At 67.0% G+C, this 14,876-nt stretch carries 17 protein-coding genes; 8 read left to right on the plus strand and 9 right to left on the minus strand.

Annotated elements, in window-relative coordinates; all coding sequences use genetic code 11:
* Window positions 1-124: 124 nt before the first annotated feature.
* Window positions 125-2,122, minus strand: a complete 1,998-nt coding sequence (locus tag LC407_RS16790) for a bifunctional DedA family/phosphatase PAP2 family protein (protein WP_223483236.1) — start codon at window positions 2,120-2,122, stop codon at window positions 125-127.
* Window positions 2,123-2,207: 85 nt separating this feature from the next.
* Here LC407_RS16790 and LC407_RS16795 point away from each other — a divergent pair, with 85 nt between their 5' ends.
* Together LC407_RS16795 and LC407_RS16800 are read left to right on the plus strand one after the other, a co-directional pair.
* Window positions 2,208-2,870 (plus strand): serine/threonine-protein kinase, encoded by a 663-nt coding sequence (locus tag LC407_RS16795; RefSeq protein ID WP_025874181.1) that lies wholly within the window; start codon window positions 2,208-2,210, stop codon window positions 2,868-2,870.
* Window positions 2,867-3,355 carry a DUF2867 domain-containing protein gene (locus tag LC407_RS16800; RefSeq protein ID WP_080149893.1) on the plus strand — a complete coding sequence of 163 codons (489 nt, stop codon included), beginning with the start codon at window positions 2,867-2,869 and terminating at the stop codon, window positions 3,353-3,355. Before LC407_RS16795 ends, LC407_RS16800 begins: the two co-directional genes overlap by 4 nt.
* 47 nt (window positions 3,356-3,402) lie before the next feature.
* On the opposite strand, the gene LC407_RS16805 is transcribed toward LC407_RS16800, so the two are convergent.
* Window positions 3,403-4,086, minus strand: a complete 684-nt coding sequence (locus tag LC407_RS16805; protein ID WP_025874183.1) for a hypothetical protein — start codon at window positions 4,084-4,086, stop codon at window positions 3,403-3,405.
* Between the two features lie 107 nt (window positions 4,087-4,193).
* On the opposite strand from LC407_RS16805, the gene LC407_RS16810 reads away from it, so the two are divergent.
* From LC407_RS16810 to LC407_RS16820, 3 genes are all read left to right on the plus strand, one after another.
* Window positions 4,194-5,012 carry an NAD(P)-dependent oxidoreductase gene (locus LC407_RS16810; RefSeq protein ID WP_223483237.1) on the plus strand — a complete coding sequence of 273 codons (819 nt, stop codon included), beginning with the start codon at window positions 4,194-4,196 and terminating at the stop codon, window positions 5,010-5,012.
* Between the two features lie 92 nt (window positions 5,013-5,104).
* A complete protein-coding gene (locus LC407_RS16815; RefSeq protein ID WP_025874185.1) occupies window positions 5,105-6,097 on the plus strand; it encodes a YiiG family protein in 993 nt (330 codons plus the stop codon).
* A gap of 157 nt (window positions 6,098-6,254) precedes the next feature.
* Window positions 6,255-7,202, plus strand: coding sequence for a YiiG family protein (locus LC407_RS16820; protein WP_223483238.1), 948 nt, complete (start codon window positions 6,255-6,257; stop codon window positions 7,200-7,202).
* A gap of 150 nt (window positions 7,203-7,352) precedes the next feature.
* On the opposite strand, the gene LC407_RS16825 is transcribed toward LC407_RS16820, so the two are convergent.
* Window positions 7,353-8,225, minus strand: coding sequence for an ion transporter (locus LC407_RS16825; protein WP_025874187.1), 873 nt, complete (start codon window positions 8,223-8,225; stop codon window positions 7,353-7,355).
* Between the two features lie 63 nt (window positions 8,226-8,288).
* Here LC407_RS16825 and LC407_RS16830 point away from each other — a divergent pair, with 63 nt between their 5' ends.
* Window positions 8,289-9,515, plus strand: coding sequence for an acetylornithine transaminase (locus tag LC407_RS16830; RefSeq protein ID WP_088101212.1), 1,227 nt, complete (start codon window positions 8,289-8,291; stop codon window positions 9,513-9,515).
* A 72-nt stretch (window positions 9,516-9,587) separates the two neighbouring features.
* Here LC407_RS16830 and LC407_RS16835 read toward each other — a convergent pair whose 3' ends face one another.
* Window positions 9,588-10,190 (minus strand): HAD-IA family hydrolase, encoded by a 603-nt coding sequence (locus LC407_RS16835; RefSeq protein WP_223483239.1) that lies wholly within the window; start codon window positions 10,188-10,190, stop codon window positions 9,588-9,590.
* 122 nt (window positions 10,191-10,312) lie between these two features.
* Between LC407_RS16835 and azu the strand changes: the two genes are divergently transcribed.
* Window positions 10,313-10,762 carry an azurin gene (gene azu, locus LC407_RS16840; protein WP_025874190.1) on the plus strand — a complete coding sequence of 150 codons (450 nt, stop codon included), beginning with the start codon at window positions 10,313-10,315 and terminating at the stop codon, window positions 10,760-10,762.
* A gap of 46 nt (window positions 10,763-10,808) precedes the next feature.
* Here the strand turns inward: azu and LC407_RS20870 are convergent, their stop codons facing one another.
* From LC407_RS20870 to thiE, 3 genes are read right to left on the minus strand one after another with little or no spacing between them, the layout of a single operon-like run.
* Complete coding sequence (locus tag LC407_RS20870) at window positions 10,809-10,943, minus strand: hypothetical protein (protein ID WP_263292357.1); 135 nt, start codon at window positions 10,941-10,943, stop codon at window positions 10,809-10,811.
* Window positions 10,944-10,997: 54 nt separating this feature from the next.
* A complete protein-coding gene (gene hemL, locus LC407_RS16845; RefSeq protein ID WP_025874191.1) occupies window positions 10,998-12,287 on the minus strand; it encodes a glutamate-1-semialdehyde 2,1-aminomutase in 1,290 nt (429 codons plus the stop codon).
* 15 nt (window positions 12,288-12,302) lie between these two features.
* A complete protein-coding gene (thiE, locus tag LC407_RS16850; RefSeq protein ID WP_223483240.1) occupies window positions 12,303-12,938 on the minus strand; it encodes a thiamine phosphate synthase in 636 nt (211 codons plus the stop codon).
* Window positions 12,939-12,972: 34 nt separating this feature from the next.
* Between thiE and LC407_RS16855 the strand changes: the two genes are divergently transcribed.
* Complete coding sequence (locus LC407_RS16855; RefSeq protein ID WP_025874193.1) at window positions 12,973-13,197, plus strand: rubredoxin; 225 nt, start codon at window positions 12,973-12,975, stop codon at window positions 13,195-13,197.
* Window positions 13,198-13,245: 48 nt separating this feature from the next.
* On the opposite strand, the gene LC407_RS16860 is transcribed toward LC407_RS16855, so the two are convergent.
* On the minus strand, window positions 13,246-14,091 hold the full coding sequence (locus LC407_RS16860) for a SirB1 family protein (protein ID WP_025874194.1): 846 nt from the start codon (window positions 14,089-14,091) through the stop codon (window positions 13,246-13,248).
* 317 nt (window positions 14,092-14,408) lie between these two features.
* Window positions 14,409-14,855, minus strand: coding sequence for a DUF192 domain-containing protein (locus LC407_RS16865; protein WP_025874195.1), 447 nt, complete (start codon window positions 14,853-14,855; stop codon window positions 14,409-14,411).
* Window positions 14,856-14,876: the final 21 nt, after the last annotated feature.

A 14,876-nucleotide genomic window follows, 5' to 3' on the forward strand; every position in this document is an offset into this window, starting at 1 on the left:
CCGGGCATGGCCCGGCGTCGTCGGTAGATGCCAACCTTGGTTGGCAGCCTTTCCCGAAAGCGCCAACCAAGGTTGGCAACTACCAGAGCGGGACGGTAGCGCCGGGCCATGCCCGGCGGCTTCGTTACGGCGTGGCGGTCTTCAACCGCAGTACCGGCAGCCCGGTCTCCGGCTGCACATCCTCGCGCTGCGGCAACGACTGCACCGCTTCCTTGACCGCGTTCAACGCCGGGTCGATGCCCCGCACCGGGTGCCACATGCCGATCCACTGGAAGTGGCGCTCGTAGCGCAGGGTCTGTGCGCTGCCCAGCCACAACGGGGTGTCGCCCGGCTGCAGCTGCGCCGGCGCCTGCCACAAGCGCAGCACGTAGCGCTCGTCGGTCTGCGCGCCCTGGCGCACCATCAGCAGCGCTTCAACGCGCGTATCCAGTGTCGCCGGCAGTACCGGCAGTTCATTGGCGCCGGTGTTCTTGTCCAGCATCAGCAGCGCTTCCTGCCAGCCGGCCTGGGCCTGCACCTGCCAGCCGCGCGCTTCCAGCTGCGCCTGCAGCGGCGCCAACGCACCGGCCACCTGCACGTCCAGTGGCCAGCGCTGGTCATCGTCGAATTCGTTGCGACGCGCCGGCAGCTTCGCCCAGTCGTGCTGCCACCAGGCCTGCGCGTCCATCGCCAGCGGCGCCGGCAGGGTCGGCTCGAAGCGTTCCAGCTTGATGGCGATGTTGCGCGGCGCGTACCACATCGCCGCCACCACGAAGACGCCGTAGAACAGCCATGCCACCGGCTTTACCCAGAACGAGCGGTTGAAGCGGCGGCGGTAGGCGATGCCCAGCACCAGCAGCCAGAAGGTGCCGAACAACATGCCGCCGATGACATCGCTCAGCCAGTGCGCACCCAGGTACAGGCGCGCAAAGCCGATCAGGCTGACCACGATGCCCGACACCAGGTAGGGCCAGACGCGGGTGCGGCCGGGCATTTCGCGGGCGATCAGCACCGCGAAGAAGCCGAAGGTGATGGTGGCCATGGTCACCGACACCGACGGGAAGCCGAAGCCGCTGCTGGCATCGATCGGGCGCACCACATCGACGGTGGCGCCGAGCAGTTTGGTCAGGGCCAGGCCGAAGGCCAATGCGGCCAGCCAATGGGCGGCCGCCATCCAGCGCCGGCGCCAGACCAGATAGCCCATCGCGGCAGCGGTTGCCGGCAGCAGCACCTGCCATGCGCCGAGCGAGGCCAACGCGGCCATCGGGTAGTCGGCCAGCGGATTGCGCAGGGCCAGCATCGCCTGGTGCACCAGCAGGTCCACCGCCAACGGCTCGCCATGGGCGACCACCACCGTCAGCAGCGCGAACCAGCCCCAACCCAACAACAGCAGCATCAGCGCCAGCATCGCCAGCGGCACCGATTCGCGGCGCTTCGGGTCGAGCACGCCCACCGTGTAGCGGCCCAGCGTCGGGTGCCGGTTGGACCAGTCGAGCAGCCGCGCCAGCCAGCTGTCCATGCGCGCGGCCGACCAGCGATAGCCGTACAGCACGATGGCCCAGACCAGGCTGAGGATCACGGCCAACAAGCCCACCACCACCACCAGCCGGCCGGCAACAGCAGCGACGGCATCATAGGCTTCGCCAAGAATCCAGCCCGGTGCCAGGAACAGCATGGCCCAGGAAATACTGGCGATGCCACTGGCCTGCACGTAACGGCTGGCGGGCATTTTCAACATGCCGGCAATGGCGGGCACGAACGGCCGGATGGCACCGACATAGCGGGCGATCAGGATGCTCTTGAACGCATTGCGGCGGAACAGGTTCTCGCCCCGGTCAAGCAGCTGCGGGTAGCGGCTGAACGGCCAGACGCCACGCAGGCGGTCGCCCCAGCGCCGGCCTATCCAGTAGCTGATGCCATCACCGGCGAACGCGCCCAGCGCCGCGGCGGCAACCGCATACGGCCCGGAGATCTGGCCCAGGCCGATGAACACGCCAACGGCGAACAGCAACGGCAGCGCCGGCACGATGGCGCCAAGAATGATGACCGCATCGCAGAAGGCGATCAGAAAGATGACCGCACCCGCCAACACGGGATGAGCGGCAATCCACGCGAGGGTGGCGTCGATCCATGAAGAGTCCATTGCCCGATTATAGGGGCGTGAAGGTGACTGGTTCCCAGCCGCTTGGTGACCGTTTGCAACCGGCGCCATCGCCTAGAATGTCGCCATGCCTGTATCCAATGACGCGCCAACGCATGCACTGAAGGCCGACAGTTTCGGCCGGATCCTCCTCGTGCAGGGGCCTGAAGGCCCCTTCGTGCGCCGCGATCTGGGGGCCACGCCGCTGTGGCTGCGGTTGCCAGCGTGGTGGTTGGCGCGACGCGAAGCGCGTGCATTGCGCCACATCCATGGCATGGCCGACGTGCCGCAACTGCTGGACTGGGATGGCCGCCACCTCGACCGCAGCTTCATGGCCGGCGACGCGATGTACCAGCGTCCGCCGCGCGGTGACGTGGCCTGGTTCCGCGCCGCACGCCGCCTGCTGCAGCAGCTGCATCGGCGCGGTGTGGCCCACAACGACCTGGCCAAGGAAGCCAACTGGCTGGTGACCGAGGACGGTCGACCGGCCCTGATCGACTTCCAGCTGGCAGTGATCGGTGACCCGCGCTCGCGCTGGATGCGCCTGTTGGCGCGCGAGGACCTGCGCCACCTGCTCAAGCACAAGCGCATGTACTGCCGGGAGTCGCTGACGCCGGTGGAGAAGCGCGTGCTCAAGCGCACGTCGTGGGTGCGCGATCTCTGGTTCGCCACCGGCAAGCCGGTCTACCGCTTCGTCACCCGCCGCATCCTGCATTGGGAAGACAACGAAGGGCAGGGCCCCAAGCCGTGAGCACCCAGCTGAGCGAAGGCAGCGTGCTGCGTTCGCAACTGCCGGGTGCCGATTTCGTCCATGCCTGCCAAGAGGCGGCGCCGCGCAACGGCCGTTCGGCGCTGCAGGCCTACCGCGATATGGCCGCGACGGTGCCCGGCTGGTTCGATGGACTGATGGCGCTGCGCAACAGGGGCATGCGGCTGCTGGGCATGAAGGATCTCGGCTCGCTGCGCGGAGTGCAGCAGACCGCCGATCCGCAGCCCGGGCAACGCCTCGGCATCTTCACCCTGCAGGCGCTGGACGAGGATGCCATCGTGCTGGAAGACAACGACCGCCATCTGCGCGTGCAGCTGGCGCTGCAATGGCACGGCGATATGTTGGAAGTGGCGACGGTGGTGCACACCCACAACGCGTTCGGCCGCCTGTACATGCTGCCGGTGGCACCGGTGCATCGATGGATCGCGCCGCACCTGCTGAGCAAGCAGGTGCGCGGATATCAGTAGATCCGCGCCATGCGTGGATGCGCGTTGCCGCATGGCGCGGCAAACCCCTACGGCGTCACCGGCACCACCTGCTGGCCGATGAAGTTGCGCTTGCCATCGAAGTCATAGCCGATCTGCAGCTGGCCCACGTCCGGGCACGCATGGCAGTCGCGCAGCGGCGTGCGGTACAGCAGGCGGATGCCGCCCCCATCCAGCGCCGCGGTACCCGCGGCCTGCGCCGGCGCGAACGGCGTGGCCTGCGGATGCGCCTTGAGCACCTCCTGCACGCCGGGATCGGCGCGCAGCGTGTCGTCCAGCTGCACCGCATCCACGTCGATACGCTTGCCTGCGGCATCGACCAGGCGCGTGCCTTCATTGGTATTGGCGCGGAACGGATACTCGACGGTGGCCACGCCCAGGCCGTCGTGTTCATGCCAGGCGGTCACGTAGGCCAGTTCGCCACCGGTGGACAGCTGCTCGGCCGCAGTGACCGCATCGGCACTGGCCCCACCGGACCGCATCGCATCGCGCAGGCAATCGCGGGTGGCCGCGCTGTCGCCCTGGCGGCAGGCGTTGAGGTCACCATCCCAGACAACGGCCTCGCTCCAGCGCAGCTTGCCATCACCGGTGGCCTTGTCGACGCTGGCGGCGTCATCCTTGGCCGGCGCGCTGCCGGGTTCGGGCGAGCGGCCCTGGCAGGCGGTGAGCAGGGCCAGGCCCAGGGCAGGCAACAACAGGCGGGAACAGCGCATGGCATGGACCTCGTGCAGTGACCGGGGCGCCAGTATCGTCAACGTGCGGTGAACTCCGCGTCGGCGCGGCATACTAGCGGCTCATTGCATACGCTGGAGTGTGGAACGTGGGCAGTCTGCAGGGCAAAACCCTTTTCATCACCGGTGCCTCGCGTGGCATCGGCCTGGCGATCGCGCTGCGGGCCGCGCGTGACGGCGCCAACGTCGCCATTGCCGCCAAGTCGTCGGTGCCCAATCCGAAGCTGCCGGGCACCATCCACAGTGCTGCCGAGGCCGTCACTGCAGCCGGTGGCCAGGGCCTTGCGCTGAAGTGCGACATCCGCGAAGAAGACCAGGTGCAGGCGGCCGTTGCTGCCGCCGTGGACACGTTCGGTGGCATCGACATCCTGGTCAACAACGCCAGCGCCATCTGGTTGCGCGGCACCCTGGACACGCCGATGAAGCGCTTCGACCTGATGCAGCAGGTCAATTCGCGCGGCAGCTTCCTGTGCGCGCAGGCCTGCCTGCCGTACCTGCTGCAGGCGCCGAACCCGCATATCCTGACCCTCGCGCCGCCGCCGAGCCTCGAGCCCAAGTGGTGGGGCGCGCATACCGGCTACACGCTGGCGAAGATGGGCATGAGCTTTGTCACCCTCGGCCTGGCCGCCGAGTTCGGTCCGCAGGGCGTGGCGGTCAATGCGCTGTGGCCGCGCACGGTCATTGCGACCGATGCGATCAACATGATTCCGGGCGTGGACGTCGGCGGCTGCCGCACGCCGCAGATCATGGCCGACGCTGCACATGCGGTGCTGGTGCGCGAGGCGGCAGGTTTCCACGGCCGTTTCCTGATCGATGAGGAGGTGCTGGCCGAAGCTGGCGTGACCGATCTTTCCGGGTATGCGGTGGATGCGTCGCGTCCGTTGCTGCCGGATCTGTTCCTGGATTGAGCCTGCCGGTAGGGAAAGGCCGATGGCTGCCGCCTTCGGCCCGCTGCGCTAGAATGCGCGGCTGTAATCGTTTTCAACAGGGATGTGAGCCCATGTCACGTACTCTTTCCATCGCGGCGCTCGCCGCTTCGCTGTCGCTTCTTCTGGCTGCCTGTGGTGGCAAGGCGCCCGCAACTGACGGCGACGCGGGTTCCGCCGGCAAGCCGGAGGCCAGCACGGCGCCGGCTGACGCCCAACAGCAGTTGACCGCAAAGCTCAACGCCTACATCGGCTGCTTCAACGCGCTTGATTCGAAGACGCACGGCAGCATCCAGACCTACACGCGCTGGATCAAGGACGTGGACGCCGGCCCGAGCGGGCGCGAGACGAACGTGTACGGACCGTTCGAGATCGGCGATTACGACATGAAACAATGCGACGCCCCCGTGACCGAGGCGATGGCTGCCAAGCCGGCGCTTGCCGATCTCGATGCCGCTGCGGGTCGCTATCAGCAGGCGCTGAAGGCCCTGGTGCCGATCAGCAAGGACGCGCACGACTACTACGATCGCCAGGACTACGAAGACGACGGGTTTGCCAAGGGCAAGCAGCTGCACGCGCCATTGATGGCCGCCTTCAAGGATTTCGTCGTTGCCAGTGAAACGTTCAACGCCGAACTGGAGCGCCAGAACGACGCTGCCCAGCGCGAACAGCTCAAGGCGCTGGAGCAGGCCGAAGGACGCACCCGCGAGTACTACCGACTGGCGATGATGCTGGAAGCGAAAGCGATCATGGAGATGATGGGCGAGGACGACTTCGACGTGGCCCGGGCACGGGAGCGACTGGACGCCTTCAACCGCATTTCCGACGAAGCGCATGCCAAGGTGGCCGATCAGGAGCCGGGCAAGCTGGACTGGAACAGCTTCGAACGCGAGGCCGAGAACTTCCGCCGCGAAGGCAAGGAGCGGCTGCAGCGGGTCAGTGGCAAGGTTCCGTACACCGATTTCGAGCAGAGGATGCTGGCGTCGCCGTCGATGGCGCCGAGCGGCTCGACCGGGCGACTGCTGCACATCTACAACGCACTGGTGTTCCAGAGCAACCGCCAGTAATCCGGCGCACTGCCCCCACTTTTGTCGCATTCGACCTGGCTGATTGCGACGTGAAGGATGGGGTGTCCCGTCGTCTCAATGGCATCGGCGTCCGCGTATGCGGGCTGTTCCACCGCGCGCGAGAATGTGCGCCGTCTCATATCTGCAAGGAACCGGTTTGAATTCTTCCGCGCGTGTACTTTCTCTGCTTATGCTCGGCGCTGCCGCCACCCTCTCTGGTTGCAACGGATCGACAGGACTGGCGGTGGCCGATCCGGGCCTGCAGAAGATCAACGCCTACATCGAGTGCTACAACGGCGTCGAACAGCCCATCCAAGAGGGCTTCCAGACCTATACCGCCTGGATCAAGGATCCCGAAGCGGGGCCGACGGGCAAGGAAGCGCAGCCGCGCTCGCCGGGCAAGGTGCTGTCGCATCGTGTCGAGTACTGCGGCCAACCGCTGACCGATGCATTGGCCCGGACGCCGGCCACGCCGCTGGATGAGCCGGTGCGGCAGTACCAGACGGCCTTCCAGTCGTTGTATGCGCTGATCGAACGCGCTGATGGCTATTTCACCCGTGAGGACTATCGGCGCGACAACGGCGAAGGCATGCGCGCGCAGCATGCGCTGCTGATGCAGGCCTACGCTGACTTCTTCAAGGCCAGCGAGGCCCTGGATGCGGCGCTGGAGAAGAACGAGGAGGAACGCCGTGCCGCGCAGCTCAAGCAGATCGAAGCGGACGAAGGTCGTTCACTGGCGTACTACCACCTGCGCATGATCGGTGACGGCAAGCGCTTGGCGCTGTCGCTGCAGGGAGAGGCGCCGGACCTGCAGGTGGCGCGCACACAGCTGGCCGATTACCAAGCGCTGGTCAAGGAAATGCAGGATGCAGGCGTGGGCAAGGACAACCCGCTGTGGGCGCATGTACAGCGGTCGACGGACGTACTGATCCGGGATGCCGGCCGCCGCGTCGACCGCCTTGCGTCAGGTAAGGCATTCACCGAACGTGAGCGCGAGGAAGAACGGGCATCCAGTGGCCGTGTCGGATCGGCGCCTGCGGGCTCGGAGGCGGCAGTGATGGCCGCCTACAACGATCTGGTGACCACCAGCAATCGCATGAATTGAGCCAGTGGGTCGACTGCGATGGATGGATGCGGGATGCCGCATTCGTCCATCGCGCGGATCTGCTGTGTGCCTTTGGTGGGGCTTCATCCACGCATGGCGTGGATCTACTCCGCTGGCTTCGGTGGGGCCGGCCGTCGGCTGGGCTCATCGTCAGTGGCTGAACGTATCCGGCAGCGGTCCGCCACACTTGCGGCAGTGCCGCGCATCCGGCTCGTGGCCTTCCAGCCCGCAGTGCGGGCAGCCACGTGCATCGCGGCGCGCGGCCAGCTCGGCATCGCGCATGGTGCTGGCCAGTTCGGCGGTGTAGATGCCGGTGGGCACGGCGATGATGCTGTAACCGATCAGGATCAGCACCGAGGTCACGAAGCGGCCGAGCACGGTCTGCGGCACGATGTCGCCGAAGCCGACCGTGGCCATCGTCACCACCGCCCAGTACATGCTGCTGGGAATGCTGGTGAAGCCATGGTTCGGTCCCTCGATCACGTACATCAGCGTGCCGGCGATGATGGTGATGGTGACCACCGTGAACAGGAACAGCAGGATCTTGCGCCGGCTGCGCCACAGCGACTGCATCAGCACGCCGCTTTCTTCGATGTAGCGGGTCAGCTTGAGGATGCGGAATACGCGCAGGATGCGCAGTGCGCGCACCACCAGCAGGCTCTGCGCACCGGGAATGAACAGCGACAGGTAGGTCGGCAGAATCGAGGCCAGGTCGATGATGCCCCAGATGCTCACCGCGTAGCGCAGCGGGCGCTTGACCACCACCAGCCGCAGCACGTATTCGGCGGTGAACAGGATGGTGAAGCCCCATTCCAGCACGTACAGCCAGTCGGCATGGGCGATGTGGAAGCGTTGCACGCTGTCGAACATCACCACCAGCACGCTGGCGATGATCGCGTAGACCAGCAGCAGGTCGAAATTGCGCGAGGGCCGGCTGTCGTGGCGGTAGATGATGTCGAACCACCGGCGGCGCCAGCCGGTCTCGGTGGCGGGGTTCAGCTGGGGGGCGGAAAACGGTCGCATGCGTGCATTGTGCCGCACGGGTTCCAGCGCGAGAATGGGCATTCCTGAACCCTGCTGACCGCCATGACCGCCGCTACCGATCCGCTGATCTCCCTGTCGCACTACTACCTGCCGGTGTACAAGCCCCGCCAGGTGGTGCTGGAGCGAGGCCAGGGCGCCCGCGTGTGGGACAGCCAGGGCCGTGAGTTCATCGATCTGGCCGCGGGCATCGCCGTGTGCGGCCTGGGCCACAACGACCCGGACCTGGTCGCCGCGCTGGTCGAACAGGCCGGCAAGCTGTGGCACACCAGCAACGTGTTCTACAGCGCGCCGCCGCTGCACCTGGCCGAGGAACTGGTGAAGGCCAGTCGCTTCGCCGAGCGCGTGTTCCTGTGCAACTCCGGCGCCGAAGCCAACGAAGTGGCGATCAAGATGGTCCGCAAGTGGGCCTCCAGCCAGGGCCGCCCGGCCGACAAGCGCGTCATCATCACCTTCCGCGGCAGCTTCCACGGCCGCACCATGGGCGCGGTGACCGCTACCGCCCAGCCGAAGTACCAGGAAGGCTACGAGCCGCTGCCGGGGGGCTTCCGCTACATCGACTTCAACGATGAAGTGCAGCTGGAAACGGCGATGGCCGCTGGCGACGTGGCGGCGGTGATGCTGGAGCCGATCCAGGGCGAGGGCGGGGTGATGCCGGCCAAGTCCGGTTTCCTCAAGCGCGTGCGCGAGCTGTGCGACCAGCACAACGCACTGCTGGTGCTGGACGAGATCCAGGCTGGCATGGGCCGTACCGGTACCTTGTTCGCGCATTGGCAGGATGACGTGGTGCCGGACATGGTGACCCTGGCCAAGGCACTGGGCGGTGGTTTCCCGATCGGCGCGATGCTGGCCGGCCCGAAGGTGGCCGAGACCATGCAGTTCGGTGCCCACGGCACCACCTTCGGCGGCAATCCGCTGGCCGCGGCCGTCGCCCGCGTGGCGCTGCGCAAGCTGGCCTCGGCCGAGATCGCGGCCAATGTCAGCCGCCAGTCGAAGGCGCTGCGCGATGGCTTTGCCCGCATCAACGATGAGTTCAAGGTGTTCAGCGAGGTGCGCGGTCGCGGCCTGATGCTGGGCGCGGTGCTGAGCAAGGAGTTCGCTGGCCAGGCCGGTGCCATCCTCGACCACGCTGCGGAGCAGGGCCTGTTGACCCTGCAGGCTGGCCCGGACGTGCTGCGCTTCGTGCCGTCGCTGAACATCACCGACGAAGAAGTGGCGGAAGGCCTCAAGCGCCTGCGTGCGGCGATTGCCGCGTTCGTCGCAGCGCGCTGATCATTGACCAAGGTAGCGCCGGGCCATGCCCGGCGTTGCTTTTCCGCTGCGCTCGTCGGGCATGGCCTGGCGCTACCGCACCCCGTAGCGCCTCAGCACCTTCCCCAGTCCGCGCCCGTCCTGCACGGTTTCCGCGTGCAGGCCCGCTGCGCGTGCACCGCGCACGTTGACGAACAGGTCATCGACGAACAGCGTGTGCGCCGGTGCCACCTCGAGGGCTGCGAGCGTGCGCAGGAACACCTCCGGCGCAGGCTTGCGCAGGCCGAAGTCCGCGCTGCAGAACACCCGGCCGTGCAACTTGGGAAACAGCTCCGGCAGCAGCGTCGGCAGCGCCTGCGTCATCAAGGCACCATTGTTGGTCAGCACCGCCATCGGCACCTGCAGGGCATGCAGCCGTTGCAGCACGGCGTGTTGCGGGTGGCTGGCCGCGTGCCGGGCGGCGATCCATGTCTGCAGCGTTACCGTTGTGCCGAGCCGTTCGCCCAGCTGGGCCAGATAGCGCGCGCCATCCAGCGTGCCGCTGTCGTGTGCCACTTCGAGCCCGCCGTCGTACAGCGCGGCCTGCACGTGCGCGGTCGGCACGCCCAGCGCCTGCGCCAGATGCAGCACGCGCTGTGCGCGCTGGTAGTGCAGCAGCACGCCATCAACATCGAGCAGGAGAAGATCGATCCGCATCGGTCGAGCATGCCATTGCCGTATCCCCGCGCAAACCCTGGACCACCACTGCGACACACGGTCGCAGCCGGGTGGCCAGGTGTCTGCCTAGAATGACCACCGAACCTGCAGGAGACGCGACGATGAAGGCTTGGACGGTAGCGGTGGGGCTGGGTGCGCTGATGCTGGCGCCATCGGCGATGGCGCGCGTATGTGCGGTGAGCATCGACAGCACCGACCAGATGAGCTTCAGCAGCCGGGAGATCAAGGTGGCCGCCGATTGCAGCGAAATCGACCTGACCCTGCGCCACACCGGCAGGCTGGCCGCCACCGCGATGGGCCACAACTGGGTGCTGACCCGCACCGCCGACTACCAGCCGGTGGCGATGGCAGGCATGCGCATGACCCTGGCCGACAGCTACCTGCCGAAGGCCGACAAGCGCGTGCTGGCCCACACCAAGGTGATCGGTGGTGGCGAGACCGCCCGCGTGCGTTTTTCCACGAAGGGCATGCAGAAGGGCGGCGATTACACCTTCTTCTGCTCGTTCCCCGGCCACTTCGCGATGATGAAGGGCAAGTTCGTCTTCGGTTGAGTGCGCAGCAGCCACGCATGGCGTGGCTCTACTCCAGAGACGCAGCTCAGTAGATCCACGCCATGCGTGGATGAAGCACATCGATCCAGTAGATCCACGCCATGCGTGGATGAAGCACATCGATCCAGTAGATCCACGCCATGCGTGGATGAGGCACGTCGATCCAGTAGATCCACGCCATGCGTGGATGAGGGCAGGCAGTGCCGACCACGGTCGGCACCTACCAGGCCGGGGTTCAGCCCTTGGCCGCCTTGAACGCCACGCGTGCCGCTGCCAGCGTGGCCTCGATCACGTCATCGTCGTGTGCGCTGGACAGGAAGCCGGCCTCGTACGCCGACGGTGCCAGGAACACACCCTGGTCCAGCATCGCGTGGAAGAAGCGGTTGAACGCCGGGATGTCGCAGGCCGTGGCCTGGGCATAGGTCTCCACCTTCTCAGCGGTGAAGAACAGCCCGAACATCGCGCCCACCTGGGTGGTGGTCACCGCTACGCCTGCATCGGCGGCGGCAGCTTCCAGCCCCGCGCACAGGCGTGCGGCGCGCGCGCTCAGGTCGTCGTGGAAACCCGGCTGCTGGATCAGCTCCAGCATGGCCAGGCCGGCGGCCATCGCCACCGGGTTGCCGCTGAGCGTGCCGGCCTGGTAGATCGGGCCAGCGGGCGCGATCTGCTGCATCAGCTCGCGGCGGCCGCCGTAGGCGCCCACCGGCATGCCGCCGCCGATGATCTTGCCGAAGGTGGTCAGGTCCGGGCTGATACCGTAGTGCGCCTGCGCACCGCCAAGGGCAACGCGGAAACCGGTCATCACTTCGTCGAAGATCAGCAGCGCGCCATGCTGCGTGCACAGCGCGCGCAGGTGCTGCAGGTAGCCTTCGCGGGGCGGAATGCAGTTGGCGTTGCCCACCACCGGCTCGATGATCAGGCCGGCGATCTCGCTGCCGCGTGCGTCGAACAGGGCGGTGGCCGCCTCGAAGTCGTTGTAGGGCAGGGTCAGGGTCAGTTCGCTCAGGCCGGCCGGCACGCCGGGCGAGGTCGGCACGCCCAGGGTCAGCATGCCGCTGCCGGCCTTGACCAGGAACGAGTCGCCGTGGCCGTGGTAGCAGCCTTCGAACTTGACGATGCAGCTGCGGCCGGTGGCACCGCGCGCCAGGCGGATCGCCGACAGGGTGGCTTCGGTACCGGAGTTGACCATGCGCACCATCTCGCACGACGGCACCAGCCGGGTGATGGTCTCGGCCATGGTCACTTCCGCTGCGCACGGCGCACCGAAGGACAGGCCGTTGTCGATCGCCTTCTTCACCGCCTGGCGTACGGCGGTGTGGTTGTGGCCGACGATCATCGGGCCCCACGATCCCACGTAGTCGATGTAGCGGTTGCCGTCGACGTCGTACAGGTAGGCGCCGTCAGCGCGCTCGACGAAGAAGGGTTCGCCGCCGACCGACTTGAACGCGCGCACCGGTGAGTTGACGCCGCCAGGCAGCAATTCCTGGGCGCGGGAGAACAGGGCGTGGGACTGGTCGTGGTTCATGGGGTTTCCTGGGGGTTACTGCTGCGTATCGAATCGGGCGAGGTAGGCGCGCTGGGTCGCGACCGGGTCCTGCGCGGCGTAGATGCCGCTGACCACGGCCAGCAGGTCGGCGCCGGCATCGATGATGGGACCGACATTGTCCGGGCTCAGGCCACCAATCGCCACCCGCGGCACGCCCAGTGCGGCGCTTTGCCGCAGCAGGTCGGGGTGGGCGCGGCTGCTGGTGACCTTGGTGGTGGTGGGGAAGAACGCTCCGAAGGCCACGTAGCTGGCGCCGGCCGCCACGGCACGCTCTGCGTTGGCCAGCTGGTCGTAGCAGGAGGCGCCGATGATGGCGTCCGGGCCGAGCAGGCTGCGTGCGGCGCCGATGTCACCGTCGGTGCCGCCCAGGTGCACGCCCGCCGCGCCGACGGCCTGGGCAAGCTCGGGGTCGTCGTTGACGATCAGCGGCACGCCGTGGGCAGCGCACAAGGCCTGCAGCGCCGTGGCCTGTTCCCGTCGCAGGGCATCGCTGGCGGTCTTGTTGCGGTACTGCAGCCAGGTGGCGCCGGCGGCGAGCAGCGGCGCGGTGCGCGCCAGCAGGCGGGCGGTATCGGGTTCATCCGGGGTGATCAGGTAGACGCCGCGGGGCGCCGGGGAAGCAGAAGTCATCGATGGCTACCGGTGAGTGGACCGCGATGGGACAATGGCGGCCCGTGAATCCAGCCCTGATTATCCGATGAGCGAAGCCACCCCCACCACCTTGCGTACCTGGATGTGCGTGGTCTGCGGATTCCTGTACCGCGAAGCGGATGGGCTGCCAGAAGAGGGCATCGCCCCGGGCACGCGCTGGGAAGACATTCCCGAGACCTGGACCTGCCCGGATTGTGGCGTGACCAAGGACGATTTCGAGATGGTCGAGATCGATTGATCGGACCTGTCTGTGGGTGCGGACCGTTGGTCCGCACACCGGACAACCTCAATGCAGCCGCGGTACCGGTCCGCCCAGGTCGATCAGCTTCTCGCGCAGCCATTGCGCGTCGCTGGCCTCGGGGTTGCGCTTGAGGTACAGGCCCAGGTCGTTGCGCGCGCCGGCCAGGTAGTCCAGCTGCAAGTAGGCCAGGCCGCGATCGCGCAGGGCATCGTCCTGTTCGGGGGCAAGCTTGAGCAGGCGGTCGGCACTGCGCGCGGCACGATCCCACTCGCTGGCCTCGGCATAGACCCCATGCAGGTTGCGCAGCATGCGGATCAGGATCGCGCGGCTCGGTGCAGGATCGAGGATCTGCGCCAGCACCTGGTCGTCGGGCATCTGCCCGCCCAGGTGTGATTTGGCGCGTTCGCGCAGTTCGTCCACGTCCAGCGGCCGGCCCCCATTGAACGGGTCCATCACCAGCACGCCATCGTCAACCGGCAGGCGCACCAGAAAATGACCGGGGAATGACACGCCGTCCAACGGAATGCCCAGCCGTCGCGCCACCTCCATCTGCACCAGTGCCAGCGAGATCGGATTGCCCAGGCGGCGCTCGAAGACCTGGTTGAGGTAGCTGTTGCGCGGGTCGTAGTACTCCTGGTGGTCGCCGCTGTAGCCCAGCTCATCGAACAGATGCCGGTTGATGGCCGCCATCTTCAGCGGGCTGTGCTCGATGCTGTCCACCTCGGCGCGCAGGTGCTCGACGTGGCTCTGCACCAGCGCATCGTAGGTCGACGGCTGCAGATCGGGATATTCATCGCGCGCGATCAGCAGCGCGGTCGGCAGCAGTGGCAGCGCCTCGTCGTCGAAGTCGGCCAGTGCATCCCAGTCGGGGAGTGTGATCCGGTCCTGCATGTCCACAGACTGGCGGCAATCGCAGGCGGTTTCAAGCAGCGTGGCGTGAATTCGTCACGTCGCCGTCCTTCCATCCACGCATGGCGTGGATCTACCGTGTCGACCAAGGTCGACACCCACCAACAGCGGCAGGAAGCTGTCAGAGGTGGGGTGGTGTGGGCTTGCAGGCCCGCAGGCGCCATGGATGGCGCCTACGAGCCCCCAGGGATGGGTTTACGGGGTGTCCTGCAAGCCCACACCGCCCCACCATGCCTCGATAACCCAGCTCTTGCTTTTGATGTTGATTCGGCGGGTGCCGGGCGCTGCCCGGCCGCCCCCTACTTCTCGATGCCCGGGCCGAAGATCAGCTCGGTGCCATCCTTCAGCTTGAGCTTCTCCGCCTGGCCGGCATTGAGTTCCAGCACGAAGCGTGCCGGGCCACCGCTGGGGTAGGGCGGGCACATGTCACCGGCCGAGCACGGCGGCACGTCGCGCTGCTGGCTCACCAGCCGCCGCTCGCTGTCGAAGTACAGGATGTCCAGCGCGATCTTGGTGTTCTTCATCCAGTACGCCTGCATTTCCTCGCGGTCATGCACGAACAGCATGCCGTGGTCCTCGGCCATCTGGTCGCGGAACATCAACCCGCGCGCACGGGTTTCATCGTTGGTGGCCAGTTCAACGTCATAGCGCGCACCGTCAAGTTCCACCCAGTGGCGGGCAGCATCGGTGGCGCAGCCGGTCAGGGCCAGCAGCGGGAGCATCAGCAGTGAGCGCAGCAACGACATCGTCAGGGTCCTTCGAAAGGG

This window comes from Stenotrophomonas sp. OVS01A (assembly GCF_019969775.1).
Classification (GTDB): Bacteria; Pseudomonadota; Gammaproteobacteria; order Xanthomonadales; family Xanthomonadaceae; genus Stenotrophomonas; species Stenotrophomonas indicatrix.

Excerpts from the sequence above, each read along its gene's own strand:
- LC407_RS16790 (WP_223483236.1), bottom strand. The coding sequence starts at position 2,122 with ATGGACTCTTCATGGATCGACGCCACCCTCGCGTGGATTGCCGCTCAT.
- LC407_RS16795 (WP_025874181.1), top strand. The coding sequence starts at position 2,208 with ATGCCTGTATCCAATGACGCGCCAACGCATGCACTGAAGGCCGACAGT.
- LC407_RS16805 (WP_025874183.1), bottom strand. The coding sequence starts at position 4,086 with ATGCGCTGTTCCCGCCTGTTGTTGCCTGCCCTGGGCCTGGCCCTGCTC.
- LC407_RS16815 (WP_025874185.1), top strand. The coding sequence starts at position 5,105 with ATGTCACGTACTCTTTCCATCGCGGCGCTCGCCGCTTCGCTGTCGCTT.
- LC407_RS16825 (WP_025874187.1), bottom strand. The coding sequence starts at position 8,225 with ATGCGACCGTTTTCCGCCCCCCAGCTGAACCCCGCCACCGAGACCGGC.
- LC407_RS16830 (WP_088101212.1), top strand. The coding sequence starts at position 8,289 with ATGACCGCCGCTACCGATCCGCTGATCTCCCTGTCGCACTACTACCTG.
- LC407_RS16835 (WP_223483239.1), bottom strand. The coding sequence starts at position 10,190 with ATGCGGATCGATCTTCTCCTGCTCGATGTTGATGGCGTGCTGCTGCAC.
- azu (WP_025874190.1), top strand. The coding sequence starts at position 10,313 with ATGAAGGCTTGGACGGTAGCGGTGGGGCTGGGTGCGCTGATGCTGGCG.
- LC407_RS20870 (WP_263292357.1), bottom strand. The coding sequence starts at position 10,943 with ATGGCGTGGATCTACTGGATCGACGTGCCTCATCCACGCATGGCGTGG.
- hemL (WP_025874191.1), bottom strand. The coding sequence starts at position 12,287 with ATGAACCACGACCAGTCCCACGCCCTGTTCTCCCGCGCCCAGGAATTG.
- thiE (WP_223483240.1), bottom strand. The coding sequence starts at position 12,938 with ATGACTTCTGCTTCCCCGGCGCCCCGCGGCGTCTACCTGATCACCCCG.
- LC407_RS16855 (WP_025874193.1), top strand. The coding sequence starts at position 12,973 with ATGGCGGCCCGTGAATCCAGCCCTGATTATCCGATGAGCGAAGCCACC.
- LC407_RS16860 (WP_025874194.1), bottom strand. The coding sequence starts at position 14,091 with ATGCAGGACCGGATCACACTCCCCGACTGGGATGCACTGGCCGACTTC.
- LC407_RS16865 (WP_025874195.1), bottom strand. The coding sequence starts at position 14,855 with ATGTCGTTGCTGCGCTCACTGCTGATGCTCCCGCTGCTGGCCCTGACC.